Source organism: Aliiroseovarius sp. S1339, assembly GCF_023195695.1.
GTDB lineage: Bacteria > Pseudomonadota > Alphaproteobacteria > Rhodobacterales > Rhodobacteraceae > Aliiroseovarius.
Genome location: NZ_JALPQG010000009.1, coordinates 110,678 through 128,717, shown reverse-complemented (window position 1 = coordinate 128,717; position 18,040 = coordinate 110,678). Strand labels below are relative to the sequence as shown.

The 18,040-nt window shown below is 61.4% G+C and carries 17 protein-coding genes and 1 riboswitch; of the genes, 10 read left to right on the top strand and 7 right to left on the bottom strand.

All coding sequences use genetic code 11. The features are described from left to right. The 5 genes from MUY35_RS14270 to MUY35_RS14250 are packed head-to-tail and all read left to right on the top strand — an operon-like array spanning nt 1 to nt 4,951. Nucleotides 1–1,440 (top strand): aldehyde dehydrogenase family protein, encoded by a 1,440-nt coding sequence (locus MUY35_RS14270; protein ID WP_248369760.1) that lies wholly within the window; start codon nt 1–3, stop codon nt 1,438–1,440. Nucleotides 1,441–1,443: 3 nt separating this feature from the next. After that, nucleotides 1,444–2,601: a crosslink repair DNA glycosylase YcaQ family protein gene (locus tag MUY35_RS14265; RefSeq protein WP_248369758.1), complete on the top strand. Its 1,158-nt coding sequence runs from the start codon at nt 1,444–1,446 to the stop codon at nt 2,599–2,601. Nucleotides 2,602–2,656: 55 nt separating this feature from the next. After that, complete coding sequence (locus MUY35_RS14260; protein ID WP_248369756.1) at nt 2,657–3,397, top strand: SDR family oxidoreductase; 741 nt, start codon at nt 2,657–2,659, stop codon at nt 3,395–3,397. After that, nucleotides 3,397–4,383, top strand: a complete 987-nt coding sequence (locus tag MUY35_RS14255; RefSeq protein WP_248369754.1) for a P1 family peptidase — start codon at nt 3,397–3,399, stop codon at nt 4,381–4,383. The genes MUY35_RS14260 and MUY35_RS14255 overlap by 1 nt, the downstream gene beginning before the upstream one ends. A gap of 10 nt (nt 4,384–4,393) precedes the next feature. Beyond that, nucleotides 4,394–4,951, top strand: a complete 558-nt coding sequence (locus tag MUY35_RS14250) for a hypothetical protein (RefSeq protein ID WP_248369752.1) — start codon at nt 4,394–4,396, stop codon at nt 4,949–4,951. A gap of 3 nt (nt 4,952–4,954) precedes the next feature. On the opposite strand, the gene MUY35_RS14245 is transcribed toward MUY35_RS14250, so the two are convergent. Beyond that, nucleotides 4,955–5,737 (bottom strand): alpha/beta hydrolase, encoded by a 783-nt coding sequence (locus tag MUY35_RS14245; protein ID WP_248369750.1) that lies wholly within the window; start codon nt 5,735–5,737, stop codon nt 4,955–4,957. 63 nt (nt 5,738–5,800) lie between these two features. On the opposite strand from MUY35_RS14245, the gene MUY35_RS14240 reads away from it, so the two are divergent. From MUY35_RS14240 to MUY35_RS14225, 4 genes are all read left to right on the top strand, one after another. Further along, nucleotides 5,801–7,279, top strand: coding sequence for an NAD-dependent succinate-semialdehyde dehydrogenase (locus tag MUY35_RS14240; RefSeq protein WP_248369748.1), 1,479 nt, complete (start codon nt 5,801–5,803; stop codon nt 7,277–7,279). Nucleotides 7,280–7,386: 107 nt separating this feature from the next. Continuing rightward, on the top strand, nt 7,387–7,926 hold the full coding sequence (locus MUY35_RS14235) for an RNA polymerase sigma factor (RefSeq protein WP_248369746.1): 540 nt from the start codon (nt 7,387–7,389) through the stop codon (nt 7,924–7,926). After that, nucleotides 7,923–9,887 (top strand): VWA domain-containing protein, encoded by a 1,965-nt coding sequence (locus tag MUY35_RS14230; protein ID WP_248369744.1) that lies wholly within the window; start codon nt 7,923–7,925, stop codon nt 9,885–9,887. Before MUY35_RS14235 ends, MUY35_RS14230 begins: the two co-directional genes overlap by 4 nt. 61 nt (nt 9,888–9,948) lie before the next feature. Further along, nucleotides 9,949–10,081, top strand: a riboswitch (FMN riboswitch). Nucleotides 10,082–10,158: 77 nt separating this feature from the next. Beyond that, entirely contained in the window at nt 10,159–11,037 is an 879-nt protein-coding gene (locus MUY35_RS14225) for a DMT family transporter (protein ID WP_248369742.1), read from the top strand. 56 nt (nt 11,038–11,093) lie between these two features. On the opposite strand, the gene MUY35_RS14220 is transcribed toward MUY35_RS14225, so the two are convergent. The 6 genes from MUY35_RS14220 to MUY35_RS14195 form a co-directional block, all read right to left on the bottom strand. Further along, nucleotides 11,094–11,546, bottom strand: coding sequence for an Hsp20 family protein (locus MUY35_RS14220; RefSeq protein ID WP_248369740.1), 453 nt, complete (start codon nt 11,544–11,546; stop codon nt 11,094–11,096). A gap of 120 nt (nt 11,547–11,666) precedes the next feature. Beyond that, the gene (locus MUY35_RS14215; protein WP_248369738.1) at nt 11,667–12,467 is read right to left on the bottom strand and encodes a trypsin-like peptidase domain-containing protein; all 801 of its coding nucleotides are present in this window, start codon (nt 12,465–12,467) and stop codon (nt 11,667–11,669) included. Between the two features lie 17 nt (nt 12,468–12,484). Further along, nucleotides 12,485–13,312 (bottom strand): trypsin-like serine protease, encoded by an 828-nt coding sequence (locus tag MUY35_RS14210; protein WP_248369735.1) that lies wholly within the window; start codon nt 13,310–13,312, stop codon nt 12,485–12,487. A gap of 89 nt (nt 13,313–13,401) precedes the next feature. Further along, the gene (gene glcF, locus MUY35_RS14205) at nt 13,402–14,682 is read right to left on the bottom strand and encodes a glycolate oxidase subunit GlcF (RefSeq protein ID WP_248369733.1); all 1,281 of its coding nucleotides are present in this window, start codon (nt 14,680–14,682) and stop codon (nt 13,402–13,404) included. Nucleotide 14,683: 1 nt separating this feature from the next. Continuing rightward, nucleotides 14,684–15,808 (bottom strand): glycolate oxidase subunit GlcE, encoded by a 1,125-nt coding sequence (gene glcE / locus MUY35_RS14200; RefSeq protein ID WP_248369731.1) that lies wholly within the window; start codon nt 15,806–15,808, stop codon nt 14,684–14,686. Then, the gene (locus MUY35_RS14195) at nt 15,805–17,238 is read right to left on the bottom strand and encodes an FAD-linked oxidase C-terminal domain-containing protein (protein WP_248369729.1); all 1,434 of its coding nucleotides are present in this window, start codon (nt 17,236–17,238) and stop codon (nt 15,805–15,807) included. Before MUY35_RS14195 ends, glcE begins: the two co-directional genes overlap by 4 nt. 87 nt (nt 17,239–17,325) lie before the next feature. Here MUY35_RS14195 and MUY35_RS14190 point away from each other — a divergent pair, with 87 nt between their 5' ends. Then, nucleotides 17,326–18,027, top strand: a complete 702-nt coding sequence (locus MUY35_RS14190) for a DUF599 domain-containing protein (RefSeq protein ID WP_248369727.1) — start codon at nt 17,326–17,328, stop codon at nt 18,025–18,027. Nucleotides 18,028–18,040: the final 13 nt, after the last annotated feature.

The window sequence follows — 18,040 nt, the reverse complement described above, 5'->3', positions numbered from 1 at the left end:
ATGAAAGAACTTTGGTTCGATCCGACCGAGATCCTGATTGGCGGTTCGTGGCGCAAGACCGAGCGCACACTGCCCGTCGAAGACCCCTCGACCGGCGAGGTTTTCACGCAGATTGCGCGCGGGGCGGCGGCCGATATCGACGCTGCAGTAGCCGCCGCACAGACCGCGTTGGACAGCGACTGGGGTCACATGACCGCCACCGAGCGCGGGCGCATTTTGACCCGCATCGGGCAGTTGGTTGAAACGCGGGTGGAAGATCTGACCGCGCTTGAGGCGCGCGATGTGGGCAAGCCCCTGACCCAAGCGAAGAACGACGCCGTGGCTCTGGCGCGATACTTGGAATTCTACGGCGGCGCGGCCGACAAGGTGATGGGCGAAACCATTCCCTATCTGGAAGGTTACACCGTCTACACGCTACGCAAACCACATGGCGTGACAGGCCACATCGTGCCGTGGAATTACCCGATGCAGATCATCGGACGGTCCGTCGGGGCTTCACTTGCGATGGGCAATGCCTGCGTGTTGAAACCAGCAGAAGAAGCCTGCCTGACCGCGCTTGCCTTTGCGCGACTGGCCGAAGAGGCTGGGTTGCCGAAAGGTGCGCTGAACGTCGTCACGGGGCTGGGCGAGGAAGCAGGCGCGGCCCTGTCCGCCCATCCCGGTGTTCAGCATATCAGCTTCACCGGCTCAGTGCCCGTGGGCGGTTTGGTGCAAGCCTCCGCGGCGCAAAACGTGGTGCCGGTGACGCTGGAGCTTGGAGGCAAGTCGCCTCAACTCGTGTTCGACGATGCCGATCTGGACGCCGCCCTGCCCTTTCTGGTGGGCGCCTGCATCCAGAACGCGGGCCAGACCTGCTCGGCCAGTTCACGGGTGCTGGTGCAGCGCGCCGTCTATGATGACGTGGTGGCGCGGATGGGTGCGGCCTATGACGCCTTGAAAGTCGGGCCTGCGACTGCCGATCTGAATGTCGGCCCCCTGATCTCGGCCCGCCAGAAAGAGATCGTCGAAGCCTTTCTTGCGAAAGGCCGCGACCTGCGCGTGGCCGGGCGCGGGCTGATCACAAACGTGCCCGAAGGCGGGCATTACGTGGCCCCGACCCTCTTTGCCGATGTGCCGCCAGACCACCCGCTAGCACGTGACGAGGTGTTCGGCCCGGTGCAGGTCATCATCCCGTTCGACACCGAGGAAGAAGCCGTCCAGATCGCGAACTCGACCGATTTCGGTCTGGTCGCCAGCATCTGGACCGCCGACGGTGCACGCCAGATGCGGTTGGCCAAACGTCTGCGGGCGGGGCAGGTATTCATCAACAATTATGGCGCGGGTGGCGGGGTTGAACTGCCCTTCGGCGGGGTCGGTAAATCCGGCCACGGGCGCGAAAAGGGCTTCGAGGCACTTTATGGCTTCTCGCAACTCAAAACCATCGCCGCGAAGCACGGGTAACACATGGGTGCGACGCTGAAAATCCCCAACCGACAGGCCCGCCATTTATGGCTGTGGACCAACGCGTTGTCGGACACGCCCACCGGCGCGCTGGACCTTGACGTAATCATCTGGCGGTTGGGGTTTGTGCAGATCGACACGATCCGCAACGTGACCCGCGCGCATAACCATATCCTCTGGAGCCGCAATCAAAACGTGCGCGAAGGGATGATCTGGGACCGGCTGGCCAAGCGCGACGTGTTCGAGCATTTCACCCATGACGCCAGCCTGATCGACAGGCGTGTTCTGCCCTTCTGGCGGCGGCAGTTTGACAGGCTGGGCGCGCAGGTCGGGCGGTATGAATGGTATCAGTCAGGGCTGGCCAAGGCGCAGATTGCCGACATACGCAAGCGTATTGAAGCCGAGGGCGCATTGTCCACCCACGCCTTCGACACCAAGGTCGATAAGCGAGAGATGTGGGCGCGCCCGCCGCACAAGAAAGCACTGGATCAGATGTGGTATTCGGGAGAGCTGGCCACCTGCCACCGCAAGAATTTCGTGAAGTTCTATGATCTGGGCACGCGGGTTTTCCCCACGCATGAGCCCGCCGAGGATGCCCACGCCGTCGACTGGTTATGCTCTGCCGCGATGGACCGGCTGAGCTTCGGCACGAGCGGCGAGGTGGGTCGGTTCTGGGACGCGATGAGCGCGCGTGAGGCGAAAAGCTGGTGTGACGCAGCCGAACTGGTGCCGGTCGAAATTGAAACCGCTGATCGCGGCAACGTCACTGCACTTGCCCATCCTGACATCGAAACGCGGCTCGCCACCCTGCCCGCGCCCACCACGCGGCTGCGCATCCTGAACCCGTTTGACCCGGCCATCCGCGACCGCGCCCGGTTGGAGCGTCTGTTCGGCTTCGATTACCGCAACGAAATGTTCGTCCCCAAGCCCAAGCGGCGCTGGGGGTATTACGTCTATCCTCTGCTGGAAGGCGACCGCTTCGTCGGGCGGATCGAGCTGAAAGCAGACCGCAAGACCGGGCATTTGACGGTCGTCGGTTTTTGGCCGGAAGCGGGCGTGCGCTGGACGCTCGCCCGGCACAGCAAACTGGATGCAGAACTGATGCGGTTCGCGCGGTTCGCCGGGCTGGATCAGGTGCATTGGCTGACCCCGCGCGGTTGACTTGCACCGCCGTCCAAATCGGCGCAAGCTTGACCCATCAACCAAGGGGGATCGGATGCGACTTCAGGGGAAAACGGCCATTGTGACCGGCGGGGCGTCGGGCTTCGGCGCTGGTATTGTTGGCAAATTCGCAGCCGAGGGTGCGCGCGTGATGGTCGCCGACCTGAACGACGATCTGGCCCGCACGGTGGCTGCCGAGGTGGAAGGTGTCGCCCATCACGTCGATGTCTCCAGCGGTGACAGCGTGGCCCAGATGGCCCGCGCGGCGCATGAGCTTTGGGGTCGTGTGGACATTATCGTGAACAATGCGGGCATCACCCATTTGCCCAAACCGATGGAGGAGGTTGACGAGGGTGAGTTCGACCGCGTCTTCGCCGTCAACGCCAAATCGGTTTACCTGATGGCCCGTTATTTCGTGCCGTCGATGAAGGCGGCGGGCACCGGCGCGATCTTGAATGTCGCCTCGACCGCTGGCCTCAGCCCACGCCCGAACCTGAATTGGTATAACGCCTCGAAAGGCTGGATGATCACCGCGACCAAGGCAATGGCGGTCGAACTGGCCCGGCATGGCATCCGCGTCAACGCGATCTGTCCGGTGGCGGGCGAAACACCTCTTTTGTCCAGCTTCATGGGCGAGGACACGCCAGAGATGCGCGCGAAATTCCTGTCCACCATCCCGCTGGGCCGGTTCTCGACCCCCGAGGACATGGGCAACGCGGCGTGCTTCCTATGCTCGAATGAGGCGTCGATGGTCACGGGTGTGGCGATGGAAGTCGATGGCGGGCGGTGCATCTGATGAAACCCGGCCCCCGAAACCTGATCACTGATGTCGCTGGCCTGCTGGTCGGCAATGCCGAGGACGAGGTGATCAAAACCGGCGTGACTGTGCTGGTGGGCGATGCGCCCTTTACGGCAGGCGTTCATATCATGGGCGGTGCGCCGGGCACGCGGGAAACCGCCCTGCTGGCGCCCGACAAGCTGGTGCAACAGGTCGATGCGCTGGTTCTGTCAGGCGGTTCGGCCTTCGGGCTTGATGCAGCGTCGGGTGTGGCGGACGGGCTGCGCGCGCAGGGGCGCGGGTTTCAGGTGGGCGACCAGCGGGTGCCAATCGTGCCGGGCGCAATCCTGTTTGATCTTCTGAACGGCGGCGATAAGGGCTGGGCGGAGAACCCCTACAAGGCTTTGGGGCGCGCGGCGCTGGAGGCTGCCAGCACGGACTTCGCGCTTGGCACGACTGGTGCAGGCACCGGGGCGACGGTTGACGGGCTAAAAGGCGGGCTTGGCTCGGCCTCACTGGTCTTGGACTGCGGTATCACCGTGGGCGCTTTGGTGGCCGTGAATGCTTTGGGTGCAGTAACAATGAGCGACGGCCCTGCCTTCTGGGCGGCCCTCTGGGAGATGAACGGTGAATTCGGCGCACGCGGTATGGGCACGCATGACCCAACCATTGAACCTCACCCCGAGGCGCGCATGGGCGAAAACACCACCATCGCAATCATCGCAACCGATGCGGACCTGACTCAAGCGCAGGCCACCCGGCTGGCCACAGCCGCCCATGACGGAATGGCGCGCGCGATCCATCCCAGCCACACGCCCTTTGACGGAGACCTGATCTTTGCCGCTGCCACCGGTGCACGCGCCCTGCCCGACGCAGGCTTTGATGCGCTGCGCCTGGGCCATGCCGCCGCCACATGTCTGGCCCGTGCCATCGCCCGCGGTGTTTACGCGGCAACGCCCGCCAAACACGACACATTGCCCACATGGACCGAGAAATTTTCTTGAGGAGGACCTTATGAAACGTTTGTTCAAAGCCGTTGCTCTGGCCACATTGCTGGCCCCAAATCTCGCCCTTGCCGACGAGGTGACCGACACGCTGCAAAGCGCCCTGAAAGCCTATGAAGAAGGCGACATCACCTACACGCTGGAAGAACTTGAATACGCAAAGCAATTGCTTCAGGCGATGAAAACCGCAGACCTTGCCAAGTTCCTGCCCGAGGCACCCGACGGCTGGACCCGCGAAGTGTCGACCGAGATGAACGCGGGCCTTGCCATGCTGGGCGGTGGCGCCGGGGCCGAGGCGACCTATTCGGATGGGTCCGAGGAGTTCTCGATCACCATTATGGCAAACAACCCGATGGTGACCGCGCTGTCAGGGATGCTGGCGAATGCCGGGCTGATGGGCGTGAAGCTCGAACGGGTTGGGCGGATGAAATACCTCAACCAAGACGGAGAGCTGTCGGGCATCGTCGACGGGCGCATTCTGATCCAGGCCGAGGGCACAGACACCGACGTGATGATCCCCGTGCTTGAAACCATCGACCACCGCGCGCTGGAAGATTTCGGCCGCTAGAGCTTAACACAAAAGCGCGGCGTTCATGTCGCTGTCCGGGTCGCTGAGCGGTTCGATCACGTCGAAATGGTGCCGGTCGGGGGCAATGACCAGATCGGCCTCGGGCCACGCCAACGCCAAATCGCGGGCCTGATCCAGAAAGGCGGGGCGTTCGTCTGCCCCCACCCAGACCGTGGTCGGGATGCCGGCGCGACCGTCGTTCAGGGCCGAGCTTTCCGCCTGCGCTTCCGCCTCGTCAATGTGAAGCGTTTCGTTCATCGTGGTCTGCATCAGCGGGTGAAGATCACTCAGCGGAGAGATCGGCATGATCCGCGCGATCCGGTCGCGACACGCCAAGTCCACATCAAGGCAATTCATCCGCGCCACTAGGTGCCCGCCCGCGGAATGGCCTAACAGATAGATTGGGCCTGCAACCACTGAAGCAGCGGCATCGATGGCCGACGCGACGGCCTTTGTGATCTCGCCAATCCGCGCCTCAGGGGCCAGCGGATAAGACGGAAGCGCCACCGCATACCCCCGCGCCACCGCACCCGCAGCCAAATGCGTCCAGTCGCGGCGACCGAACGCCATCCAATAGCCGCCGTGAACGAATGCGGCCAGCCCCTTGGGCGGTGTCTCCGGCAAAACCAGATCGAACCGTTTCGCATCTTCTTCGCCATATGCCACGTCCAGCCGAAGATTCTTGTGCGTGCGCCGAAAGTCAGCCGCCATTTTCTGCCATTTGGTCGGAAAATCCTTCCCATTCGGGATGAAATCCGCGTTGGCATAGGCTATGTCGAAATTCATGACAGATGTCCTGTGATTGCTTCGGGTCAGCCCCGAAAGACACATGAGCTATGGGAGAGTAAAATGGCCGCCAACGCAACCGAGCTTAAAAAGCTTCTGAAGGACCCGTCACTGGTCGAAACCCGCGCCTATGTGAACGGCGAATGGATCGACGCGGATGACGGCGCGACCTTCGACGTGAAGAACCCCGCACGCGGCGATGTGATTGCCAAAGTGGCCGATCTGTCCCGCGCAGAAGTCGCGCGCGCGATCGACTGCGCCGACAAGGCAGGCCGCGAATGGGCCAAGCGCACCGCGAAGGACCGCGCCAACATCATGCGCAAATGGTTCAACCTGATGATGGAAAACCAAGGCGACCTTGCTACCATCCTGACCGCCGAGATGGGCAAACCGCTGGCCGAAGCCACGGGTGAAATCGCCTATGGTGCCAGCTTCATCGAATGGTTTGGCGAAGAGGCCAAGCGCATCTATGGCGAAACCATCCCCGGCCACCAACCTGACAAACGTCTGATGGTGATCCGTCAGCCGATCGGCGTTGTTGCCTCGATCACGCCGTGGAACTTCCCCAACGCGATGATCACCCGAAAATGCGGCCCGGCGGTGGCCGCTGGCTGTGGTTTCGTGGGTCGTCCGGCGGCAGAAACGCCATTGTCCGCAACGGCTTTGGCCGTTCTGGCTGACCGCGCGGGCATCCCAGCGGGTGTCTTCAACATCGTGCCAAGCTCGCGCAGCTCGGACATCGGCAAAGAGTTCTGCGAGAACCCGCTGGTGCGCAAGCTGACCTTCACCGGGTCCACCAATGTAGGCCGCATCCTGCTGCGTCAGGCCGCCGATCAGGTGCTGAAATGCTCGATGGAGCTGGGCGGCAACGCACCCTTCATCGTGTTTGACGACGCCGATCTGGATGCTGCTGTCGAGGGCGCCATCGCCTGCAAATTCCGCAACAACGGCCAGACCTGCGTCTGCGCCAACCGGATTTATGTGCAGGAAGGCGTCTATGACGATTTCGCCAAACGCTTCGCCAAGGCCGTGTCCGCCCTGCCGGTCGGTGACGGCTTGAATGAAGGCATCGCCCTTGGCCCGTTGATCTCGCAAGAGGCGGTGGACAAGGTGCGCGAGCACGTGGCCGACGCGACATCGAAAGGCGGCGAAGTGATCCTTGGCGGCAAGGAACATGAAAAAGGCGGGTTGTTTTTCGAACCCACGATCATCAAGAACGCCACGCGTGATATGGAGGTCGCCACGGACGAAACTTTCGGCCCTATGGCCCCCTTGTTCAAGTTCAAGGACGAAGATGACGTGATCGCACAAGCCAATGACACGATCTTCGGGCTGGCATCCTATTTCTACGCCAACAACCTCAGCCGCGTTTACAAAGTGGCCGAGGCGCTGGAATACGGCATCGTTGGCGTGAACACCGGCATCATCTCGACCGAGACCGCACCGTTTGGCGGCGTGAAGCAATCGGGCCTTGGTCGCGAAGGCTCGCGCCACGGGATCGAGGATTTCCTTGAGATGAAATACATCTGCATGTCGGTGTAAACGCGTGAAAACCGAATGAATTGAAGGCGGTGGGGCAACCTACCGCCTTTTTTCATCTTCACGCCAAGGATTGACGTTTCGCCCGCGTCTTACTCTATGTGAAGATGATGACCGATCAGGACGAGGAACTGGCCGCGGCGGCGGCGACAGGGGACAGGGCCGCCTTCGCGGCCTTGCTGTCACGCCATTATGACCGGCTGTTCGCGTTTACGTTTCGGATGACGGGAAACCGGGCGGAGGCCGAGGATCTGACGCAAGATATCTGCGCCGCCCTGCCTGCCAAGCTGCAAGGTTTCCGGGCGGAGGCGCGGTTTACAACATGGCTCTACCGCGTTGCCGTGAATGCCGCCCATGACCGCCGCCGTCGCACCGCCACCCACGCGAAAGCTGCTGTTGGGTGGGGGGATTGGGAGGTAAACCGGCGCGAGGCGATCCGTGAGGAAGCCGAGGCCCAGGATTGGTTAAGCCAAGCCATGACCGCCCTGCCCGACGAATTGCGCGACACTGTTGCGCTGGTATTGGGTGAAGACCTGACACAGGCGCAAGCCGGCGAAGTTTTGGGCCTGTCTGAAGGGACAATCGCCTGGCGAATGTCTGAAGTAAAGAAACGCCTACGTGCGATGCGGGCTGAGGAGGACGCGATATGACCGACGATCTTGACGATCTGAAGGCCGCCCTGCACGCGGCCCCACCTGCACCGGACGCCTCTAAAAAAGAGGCCGATCTGGCGCTTGCGATGAAAAATTTCGATGACCTCCAAGGATCGCGTGACGGCGCGCGTCCTACTTCTGACGCTCCGAAATTCGGGGCGATTGGAAAAGGAGTTCTTACAATGTTGAATGCTTTGAACACACGCGGCGGATTGGCTGCGACGACCGCACTGGTGGCGGTGGGCTTTGCCGTGCTGGTGGTGGTGCCGAATGTCGATCAGGTGGAATTGCCGGGGGTAACAATGACCCCGACACCCACAGTCGACGACACGCTGGTTGAACGCGAAGAAATAATCGCACAGCCTGCACCCGAACCGTTGGGAAAAGTCGCACAGCAGCCCGCGCGAACTCGGTCTGACACCACGGCTGAGTTGCGTGCGCAAACCGGTCAGGCCGCCCCTTCCGTTGTTGCCGAACCGTTGATGGAGGCGGACGGATCGTCTTTTGCGGACAGCGACGGTTACATCACCTATGACGAAATGCCGGGCATCCTGCCCATGCCACGGGAAGCAGGCGGCGAAGAATACGCCAACGTTGCCCCTTCTCCCCTTAAGATCGCCTCCGAAGACCCTGTCTCGACCTTCTCGATCGACGTGGACACGGCAAGCTATGCGGTGGTGCGGCGCGATTTGAAATCCGGCTATCTGCCCAACCCAGACGCGGTGCGGATTGAGGAGATGGTGAACTATTTCCCCTACGCATACCCCGCGCCCGAAGGGCCGCATCCGTTCGCCCCGACCGTTACGACGATGCAAACCCCGTGGAACGCAGGCACTCAGCTTGTGCAAATCGGAATTCAGGGCGAGATGATCACCAACCGCCCGCCGCTGAACCTTGTGTTCCTTATCGACACATCCGGGTCGATGTCTGACCCAGACAAGCTGCCGCTTCTGAAGCAAAGCCTGCGGCTGATGCTGTCCGAGCTGCGACCCGAAGATGAGGTCGCGATTGTCGCCTATGCAGGCAGCGCGGGCGAAGTTCTGGAACCCACCAAAGCCGCGGATCGCGCCACCATTCTGGGCGCGTTGGACCGGCTGGATGCTGGCGGATCGACCGCCGGTGCGCAGGGGATTGAACTGGCCTATCAGGTTGCGGACCGCATGGCCGCTGACGGCGAAGTTGGCCGGGTGCTGCTGGCCACGGACGGTGATTTCAACGTGGGCATTCATGACCCCGACGCGCTGAAGGATTTCATCGCAGACAAGCGCGACACCGGCACCTATCTGTCCATTCTCGGCTTCGGGCGCGGCAATCTGGATGACGTGACCATGCAGGCACTCGCGCAGAACGGAAATGGGCAGGCCGCATATATCGATACGCTTGGAGAAGCGCGAAAAGTGCTGGTCGATCAGCTATCCGGCGCGCTTTACCCCCTTGCCGATGACGTAAAAATACAAGTCGAGTTCAACCCCACCCAAGTCGCGGAATACCGTTTGATCGGCTATGAAACCCGCGCCTTGGCGCGCGAGGACTTCAACAATGACAAGGTGGACGCAGGCGAGATTGGCGCGGGTCATCAGGTCACGGCGATCTATGAGGTGACGCCGGTGGGCTCGGACGCCGTTTTGACAGACGCGCTGCGCTATGCCCCAAGCCCTGACGCGGATGGGTCGGACGAGCTTGGGTTTCTCAAACTGCGCTACAAACGCCCCGGCGAGGATGTCAGCACGTTGATCGAGACGCCGATCGTGTCCGATGCGGGCGATGCGGGCACCGAACAGCACTTCGCCGCCGCCATCGCAGGCTTCGGCCAGTTGCTGCGAGAGGACAAATATCTTGGCGACTGGACTTACTCCGATGCCATCGCACTGGCCAATGGGGCCAAGGGCGACGACCCTTACGGCTACCGCGCCGAGGCTGTCACGCTGATGCGTCTGGCGGAAAGTCTGTCGAAGTAACGGCGCTTGACCGCGCCCCTTCCCGCTCCTATCTTCCGTGTCGCTGCCCCTGCAGGGGTGGCGACATTCTCAGGGCGGGGCGAAATTCCCCACCGGTGGTCACAGCCCACGAGCGGCCCCTTTCACAAGGGGTGTCAGCAGACCCGGCGAAATTCCGGGGCCGACGGTTAAAGTCCGGATGGAAGAGGATGGTCAAAGGCGCGACGGGTTTGCCCGCGCGCCTTGTCCTTCTGCCTTGGGTCAACGCGTAAGGAAGAAAGGACACTGCGCAATGACTCATCAACTACAACTGACCACGCCTGTAAGGGCCGCTGGTCTTATGGTTCTGGCAGGCGCGAGTTTCGCCGTCGTGAACACTGCCCTGCAAGGGGCAACGATGAAAATGGGGGCGTCCGCGCCCTCGGTCACCTTCTGGCAATATCTGATCGCATTGGGCTTTTACCTGCCGTGGGTGGTTCGCCACCGCATGGCGGCGATGAAAACCGGGCAGGTCTGGCTGCATATCCTGCGAGTGGCACTGGCCGCCGGGGGCGTGCAGCTTTGGACGCTGGGCTTGGCGCATGTACCGATCTGGCAGGCAATCGCGCTGATCCTGCTATCGCCGTTCTTCGTGACCTTTGGCGCGGGGCTGGTCTTGCGCGAAACTGTGTCGATCCATCGCTGGGGCGCGGTCGTTCTGGGTATCATCGGTGGTGCCGTGATCCTTGAACCCTGGTCCGACCGGTTCGAGCTTGTCGCGCTACTACCGGTTGGCGCTGCGGCTTTGTGGGCCGCAAGCTCTGTCGTCACGAAATTTCTGACCCGCGCCGACGGGCCGGAGACAGTCACGATCTATCTGCTCGTCCTGCTTAGCCCGATCAACGCCGCATTGGCGCTTGGTTCAGGGTTCACCCTGCCGACTGGCGCGATCTGGTTGGTGGTCGGCGCAGGTCTGTTGACCGCCTTGGCGCAGCACGTGTTGGTGCGCGCCTATTCGCTGGCCGATGCGGCCTTCCTGCAACCGTTCGACCACCTGAAGCTGGTATTCAACGTGCTGCTGGGATTCGTCGTCTTCGGCTTCATGCCGACTGGGTCGATGTGGCTTGGCACAGCGATCATTCTGGCCGCCAGTTTTTACCTGTTGGAACAGGAACGCCGCCAACCGGCATGAAAAAATGGCGCGGAGGTCACCCTCCGCGCCCGTATCATCCAAGGCCAGGGCTTTGATTAAGCCTCAATCACCTTGTGTTCCACGTCGTTGGATTTAGCAATCTCAATCCGGCGCGGCTTCAATGCCTCGGGCACCTCGCGCACAAGGTCAATATGCAGCATTCCGTGTTCGTGGGACGCACCGGTCACACGCACATGGTCGGCCAGATGGAAGCGGCGTTCAAACGCACGGGTCGCGATGCCGCGGTGCAGATAGGTTCGTTCTTCCTCATCCGCCTTCTTGGCCGAGATGACCAAGGCATTTTCGCGAACTTCCACCGACAATTCGTCTTCGGTGAAGCCAGCCACAGCGACGGAAATCCGCCAGCCGTCATCCGCGATTTTTTCAATATTATAAGGCGGATAGCTTTCGCGGCTCACGTCATTGGTCAAGACACGGTCCATCAAGTCGGCAATCTGATCAAAACCGACAGTGGCACGGTATAGGGGCGAAAGGTCAAAGTTACGCATAGTGTCCTCCTAGAAGCGACAGTTGTTGCGCCTTCCCGTGTCGGGACAGGCAGATTACCGGGCCCGCCCATGCGGCACCCGTGTCATAAATTTATGGAGGATTTTTGCCGCTTCAAGGGGTCAGGGACGCAGAAATCTTGCGCCCGTGTCACTAGGCTGCCCAACCCCGATGCGGCGCGAATTGAAGTCGGAGCTGCCAATCACCCCTTCGCCAGCCCGCAAAGCGCGCTTAACCTCAGCCACACGCAGGAAAAGCTCTGAGCCGTAAGAGATGTTGTCCCTTGGCCCGCGTGTTCCCGCAGACACCAGTGACACGATACGCACGCGGCGTGCGCTGTCGTCGAACACCGGCGCGCCGGATGATCCAAAGGTCACATCGCAGTTGAACGCCAGCAATCCAGATTGGCGTCCCAGCACCGTGCAAACCGCCTGCCGTGACAGCGCCGCATCACGCCCTTGCGCGTAACTCACGACCGAGACCCGGCGCTTCGCAGGTGGCAGGCGATCCACCACAAATGGCGCGGCCAGGCTTGAGGGGATGGGCGCGTCCAATTGCACCAATCCGACATCGTTGCGAATGTTCATAGCCGTCATGCGCCTGTCAGGGTCATAGCCTGGATGCATGATCGCCACCTTGGCCGACCGTGTCGCCACCGACCTGCCATCACGCAGTCCGGCCCGAAACTGAAGACCCTGCACATGACCGGCTTTCGCGACACCCCGCAGGCAATGGGCGGCGGTCAAAACCAAATCGGTCGCGATCAATACGCCTGTGCAATAGCCATTCTGCCCGAAATCCAGACGTCCGACCGCCTCATAGCCAAACAGGTCTTCGCGTTGCGTCAGGCGGCGCAGGCCAGTCGTATCCTCGGCGAAAACGGGTGGCGACAGCAGCAATAGAAGGGCGGAAAGCAGCGGCAAACTGCGTGCGGCTTTGGTCAGGGTCGCAGGAATTTCGCGCCTCCCGGCCCGGCAGCACCCGAGCCAAACGTGCTAACCGGTGGGCGCGACACGGCTTGGGCCTGCGTGAACACTCCATCGCCATCGGCCATCATCCGCATCAACTCAGCCAGCGGTTTCTCAAGATTGGTGCCCAATGACACCGGAATATTGCGCACCTTCGCCTTGGCCGAAATCACGGACACGATGGCAGGTTTGCCGTCTTGCACCACGAAGACCGGCGCGCCAGAAGACCCGAAATCGACCGAGCAACTCATCACCAAAGTTCCGCTTTGGCGCGCCAGCACTTTGCACATTTCCTGCAAGGCGGGGCTTTCAGAACGATCATGAGCATACGAGACGACGCCCACCTCGGCCCCTTTTCTCGGCCGCGAATGCACCGCGAATGGCTTGACCGAGTTCTTGCGGATCGGCTGATCAAGTTCTAGCACAGCCAAATCGTTGACGACGCGCGCGGCCCTATTGTCATCGGCAAACGCGAAATCGGGATGCACAACAGCGCGCCGCACCCCACGATAGGCCGAGGCCCGTCCGTTGCGCCACCCGGCCAGAAACTGGATATCCTCGGGCCGGACACGTTCGCCGGTTACCTTGTTAAACATGCAATGGGCCGCGGTCAGCACAATATTGTCGGCAATCATCGCGCCAGTACACAAGCCGCCTGGACCAATGTTCAAGCGCCCCACACCTTCCCATCCACGACTGTCATCCCCCGTCATCAAGGTGCGAAGGGGGGATGGGTCGGATGCGACCAGCGGACTGGCAAGCCAAAGGCCGACCGCCATCATAGCGAATATTTTTTTCATTTTCCTGCCTCTGATGGGGCGGTTCCTCCACCCTCTAACCATATGTTTAGGGCGAAAATGTGGGCATGAGAAAGGAAAAATGGCAACCATCAGGCCAATTTACGTGGCTGTGGCCCTCCGGTTGCCCAATCAAGCAGCTCGACCGTGTGAACCACGGGGATGCCTGTGCCGGATCCGATTTGCATCATGCAGCCGATATTGCCGGCCGCGATGATCTCGGGTGTTTTGGCCTCCAGATTGGTGACCTTGCGGCGTTTCAGTTCTTGCGAGATTGCGGGCTGCATCAGGTTGTAGGTCCCGGCAGAGCCACAACACAGGTGGGCATCAACCGGCTCCACCACCTCGAACCCCGCCCGTTTCAGCAGGGTTTTGGGGTGTGTCTTGACCTGTTGGCCGTGTTGAAGGCTACAAGCCGAATGATAGGCCACGCGCTTGTTCATCTGCGCCTCGGGCAGGTCCAGCGTCATCAGAAGCTCGCTGACATCCGCCGTCAGTGCCGACACGGTTGCGGCATCTTCCGCCAGCGCATCATTGCGGAACATGTGCCCGTAATCCTTTACCGTCGTGCCACAGCCCGAGGTGTTGATCACGATCGCATCCAGCCCCGCGCCGTTCTTCTCGCGCATCCAAGCGTTGATATTGGCACCGGCTTGGGCGTGGCTCTCATGTTCCTTGCCCATGTGATGGGTCAGCGCGCCGCAGCAGCCCATGCCCTTGGCCACGACGACCTCGCAGCCCAGCCGCGTCAGCAGCCGGATGGTCGCGTCGTTGATGTCGGTGTCCAGCGCCTTCTGCGCGCAACCGGTCAGCAAGGCCACACGCTTCTTGCGCTCGCCTTTGGCCGGAAAGGTTTGCGGTTTGTCATTCGGGCTGGGTTTGGGCAGCTTGGGCGGTGCCATTTCCAGCATCGCTTCCAGACGCGGGTCGGGCATGAATTTTCGCAGCGGGCGACCAAGACGCGCGGCCTGCATCGCCAATCGGAATCGACCCGGATAGGGGATGATCTGTGCCAGCGTCCAGCGCAGCATCCGGTCAAACAGCGGACGCTTATAGGTCTTTTCGATATGCGCGCGGGCATGGTCGATCAGATGCATATAATGCACACCAGACGGACAGGTCGTCATGCAGGCAAGGCAGGACAGGCATTTGTCCACATGCTCGACCGTTTTCTTGTCGGCGGGGCGTCCGGCCTCCAGCATATCCTTGATCAGGTAGATGCGCCCGCGCGGGCTGTCGAGCTCATCGCCCAGCACCTGATAGCTTGGGCAGGTCGCAGTGCAGAACCCGCAATGCACACAAGAGCGCAGGATTTCGTTGGCGCGCTTTATCGCGGGGTCCTTGAGCTGTTCGTCAGTGAAATGCGTTTGCATGTCAGGCTCCCATCAGGCCGGGGTTCAGAATGCCGCGCGGGTCAAACTTCGCGCGCAGGCCTTGGGTGAGCGCCGCGATTGGTGCGGGTTCCGGGTGAAACACGGGCACGGATGCGCGCGTTGCGGCACTGGCGCGGATCAGCGTCGCATGGCCGCCGATATGGCTCAGATCGTCTCGGATCATCTGGGCCCCCGCATCGCCTTCATCGGCCACACGCAGCCAGACCAGCCCGCCGCCCCAGTCGTATATTGCGTCGGGTGACATGGTACCCAGTTCACGGACAAGCGCTGGTCCATCGGAGGGTTTGACCGAAATGCGCCAGACCGCGCCGTCTTTGCCAGCGAAGGGTGTGACGTCGCGCAGGTCGGACCAAAGGGCCGCGGACGCCGCGCCCTCGACCACATCGAAGCCATTCAGCACGCCGTCTTGCAGGGCTTTGGCGCGATAGGCAACCGATTGTTCCAAGCCCTCAAGCCGGATCATCGTCTGCCCGTTCATCTGCGCAGCACCGGTCACGTCGAACGGCGACCCTAGGGCTGCCGCCATCGAGGTCACGGCAGTTTCAGCCGATTGACCCTCGCAGACCAGCGTTGCCTCGGTTTCAGGAATGGCGAGCACTTTCAGGCTGACCTCGGTCAACACGCCCAACGTGCCCCAGCTTCCGGTCATCAGCTTCACGAGGTCATAGCCGGTCACGTTCTTCATCACGCGCCCGCCATTTTTCAAGACCTGCCCCTGCCCGTCCACAAAGCGCACACCAAGGCAGAAATCACGGGCGGCCCCGACCTGAATACGCCGGGGACCAGAGGCGTTGGTGGCGATCACGCCGCCGATCGTTGACGCGCCTTTGGTCCCCAGCAAAGCGCGCATGTCGCCCGGTTCAAAGGCAAGCCGCTGGCCTTCGGCGGCGAGCAGCGTTTCAATTTCAGACAGCGGCGTCCCGGCGCGCGCCACCAGCGTCAGTGCACCGGGTTCGTAAAGGGTGACGCCAGTCAGGCCGCGTGTCGAAAGCTCTGCCCCATCAACCGGCGCGCCGATATCGCGGGTGCCACCGCCTTGGACGCGCAAGGGGCCATTGGCCGCGACAATCGCCTCGGCCAGGTCTGCTTCAGTGGTCAGGGTCATGATGCGCGCCTTGTTTCCGTGCTGGCCAAGGGAAACACCTTGGCGGGGTTCAAAAGCCATGCGGGGTCAAACACATCTTTGACGGCCAATTGGATCTCAAGATCCGTTTGGTTGTATTGCGAAACCATCAAGTCTCTTTTTTCAACTCCGACCCCATGCTCGCCAGTAAGGCATCCGCCGACCTCAACACACAGCTTCAGAATATCGGCCCCGAACGCCTCGCATTTCTCAAGGTCGCCGGGTTTGTTGGCATCAAACAGGATCAGTGGGTGCATGTTGCCGTCGCCCGCGTGAAAGACGTTGCCGACGTCCAGCCCATACTCCTTCGACATTTCACCGATACGGCGCAGCACCAAAGGTAGTTCGGATACCGGGATCGTGCCGTCCAGACACATATAATCGTTGATCTGCCCCATCGCGCCAAAGGCCGATTTGCGCCCCAACCAGATCTTGGCGCTTTCCTCGGCCGAGGTGCTTTCACGCAGTTCCACCGGATTGTGTGCGCGGGCAATCTTGACGATGCGCGCCAGTTGGTCGTCAATTTCAGCGTCCGAGCCTTCGACCTCGATGATCAAAAGAGCCTCACAGTCGGGGTATCCTGCGCCTGCAAACGCCTCGGTCGCGCGGATGCAGGGGCGGTCCATAAACTCGATCGCAACGGGCAGGATGCCGGATTTGATGATGTCAGACACACAAGCGCCCGCAACTTCGTTGCTGTCAAAGCCAACCAGAACCGGACGTGCACCTTCGGGCTTGGCAAGGATGCGCAAGGTGGCTTCTGTCACAACGCCCAACTGGCCTTCCGAGCCGCAGATTAGCCCAAGAAGGTCGAGCCCGCCCGAATCCAGATGCGCGCCGCCGACCTCGACCACCTCACCATCCGCCATGACCATGGTCACGCCCATTAGGTTGTTGGTGGTCACACCATATTTGAGGCAATGCGCGCCGCCCGAGTTCATCGCGATGTTGCCCGCAATGGCGCAGGCCAGTTGTGACGAGGGGTCGGGCGCGTAAAAGAACCCTTCTTCCTCGACCGCACCTGTGACGGACAGGTTGGTGCGCCCCGACTGCACACGGATCATTCGGTTGGCATAGTCGGTTTCCAGCACATCGTTCAGCCGCGCGACCCCAAGGATCACGCTGTCTGCCGTGGGCAATGCGCCACCGGCCAGCGATGTGCCTGCCCCGCGCGGCACAACTGGCACGCCTTCTTCGTGGCAGACGCGCATGACGGCCGAGACTTCCGCCGTGGTTGCAGGCAACACCGCGCAAAGCGGCGGGCATTTATAGGCGGTCAACGCGTCACATTCATAGACTCGCGTCTGGATCGGATCATGCACCACCGCCCCATCCGGCAAAACCGATTGCAGGCGTTTCACGATCTGATCCTTGCGCGCAAGGATCGCGGCGTCGGGGGTCGGCATCTGCATCGCGCTTCTCCAGATTCTATAATTGGTAAAAAGATATTACCAATTTTCCGATTTGGCAACCGAAAGGAAATTGCCTAGGTATCAATCATGTCCATATTCGAACGCCTGTCATTGTTTTCCCCGCTGGATGGGGTTGCTGTCTGTTTGATCATCCTTGCGTGGGCCGTGATCGGTTGGCGGATCGAGAACGCAACGACCGCGAAACCTTCCGTTTCGGGGCTGGTGGCGCAATACCAGCGCGACTGGATGGTGCAATTCATCACCCGAGACCCACGCGTTTTCGACAGCGCAATCCTGTCCACGCTGCGTCAGGGTGCCAGCTTCTTCGCCTCGGCATCAATGATCGCTATTGGCGGCGGTATGGCGTTGTTGGGAAATACCGACCGGCTGCGCGGCGTCGCACACGACCTGACCCTTGCCAGCGCGCCAGAATTGGTGTGGGAGGTCAAGATCCTGCTGGTCGTCCTGTTTCTGGCCAACGCATTTCTGAGTTTCGTCTGGTCGCATCGCCTGTTTGGCTATTGCGCCGTGGTCATGGCCTCGGTGCCCAATGATCCAAACGACCTGACCGCCCTGCCCCGCGCCCGCAAGGCAGGCGACATCAACATCTCGGCCGCGCGCAGTTTCAACCGCGGCTTACGCTCGGTCTATTTTGCGATGGGGTCATTGGCGTGGTTGCTTGGCCCGGCCAGCCTGATCGCGGCGACGTTGCTGACGGTGTTGGTCTTGTATCGGCGCGAGTTTGCATCCCATTCCCGCGCCGTTCTGATGCAACCTGACGAGGGATAGTTGAGGAACCTAA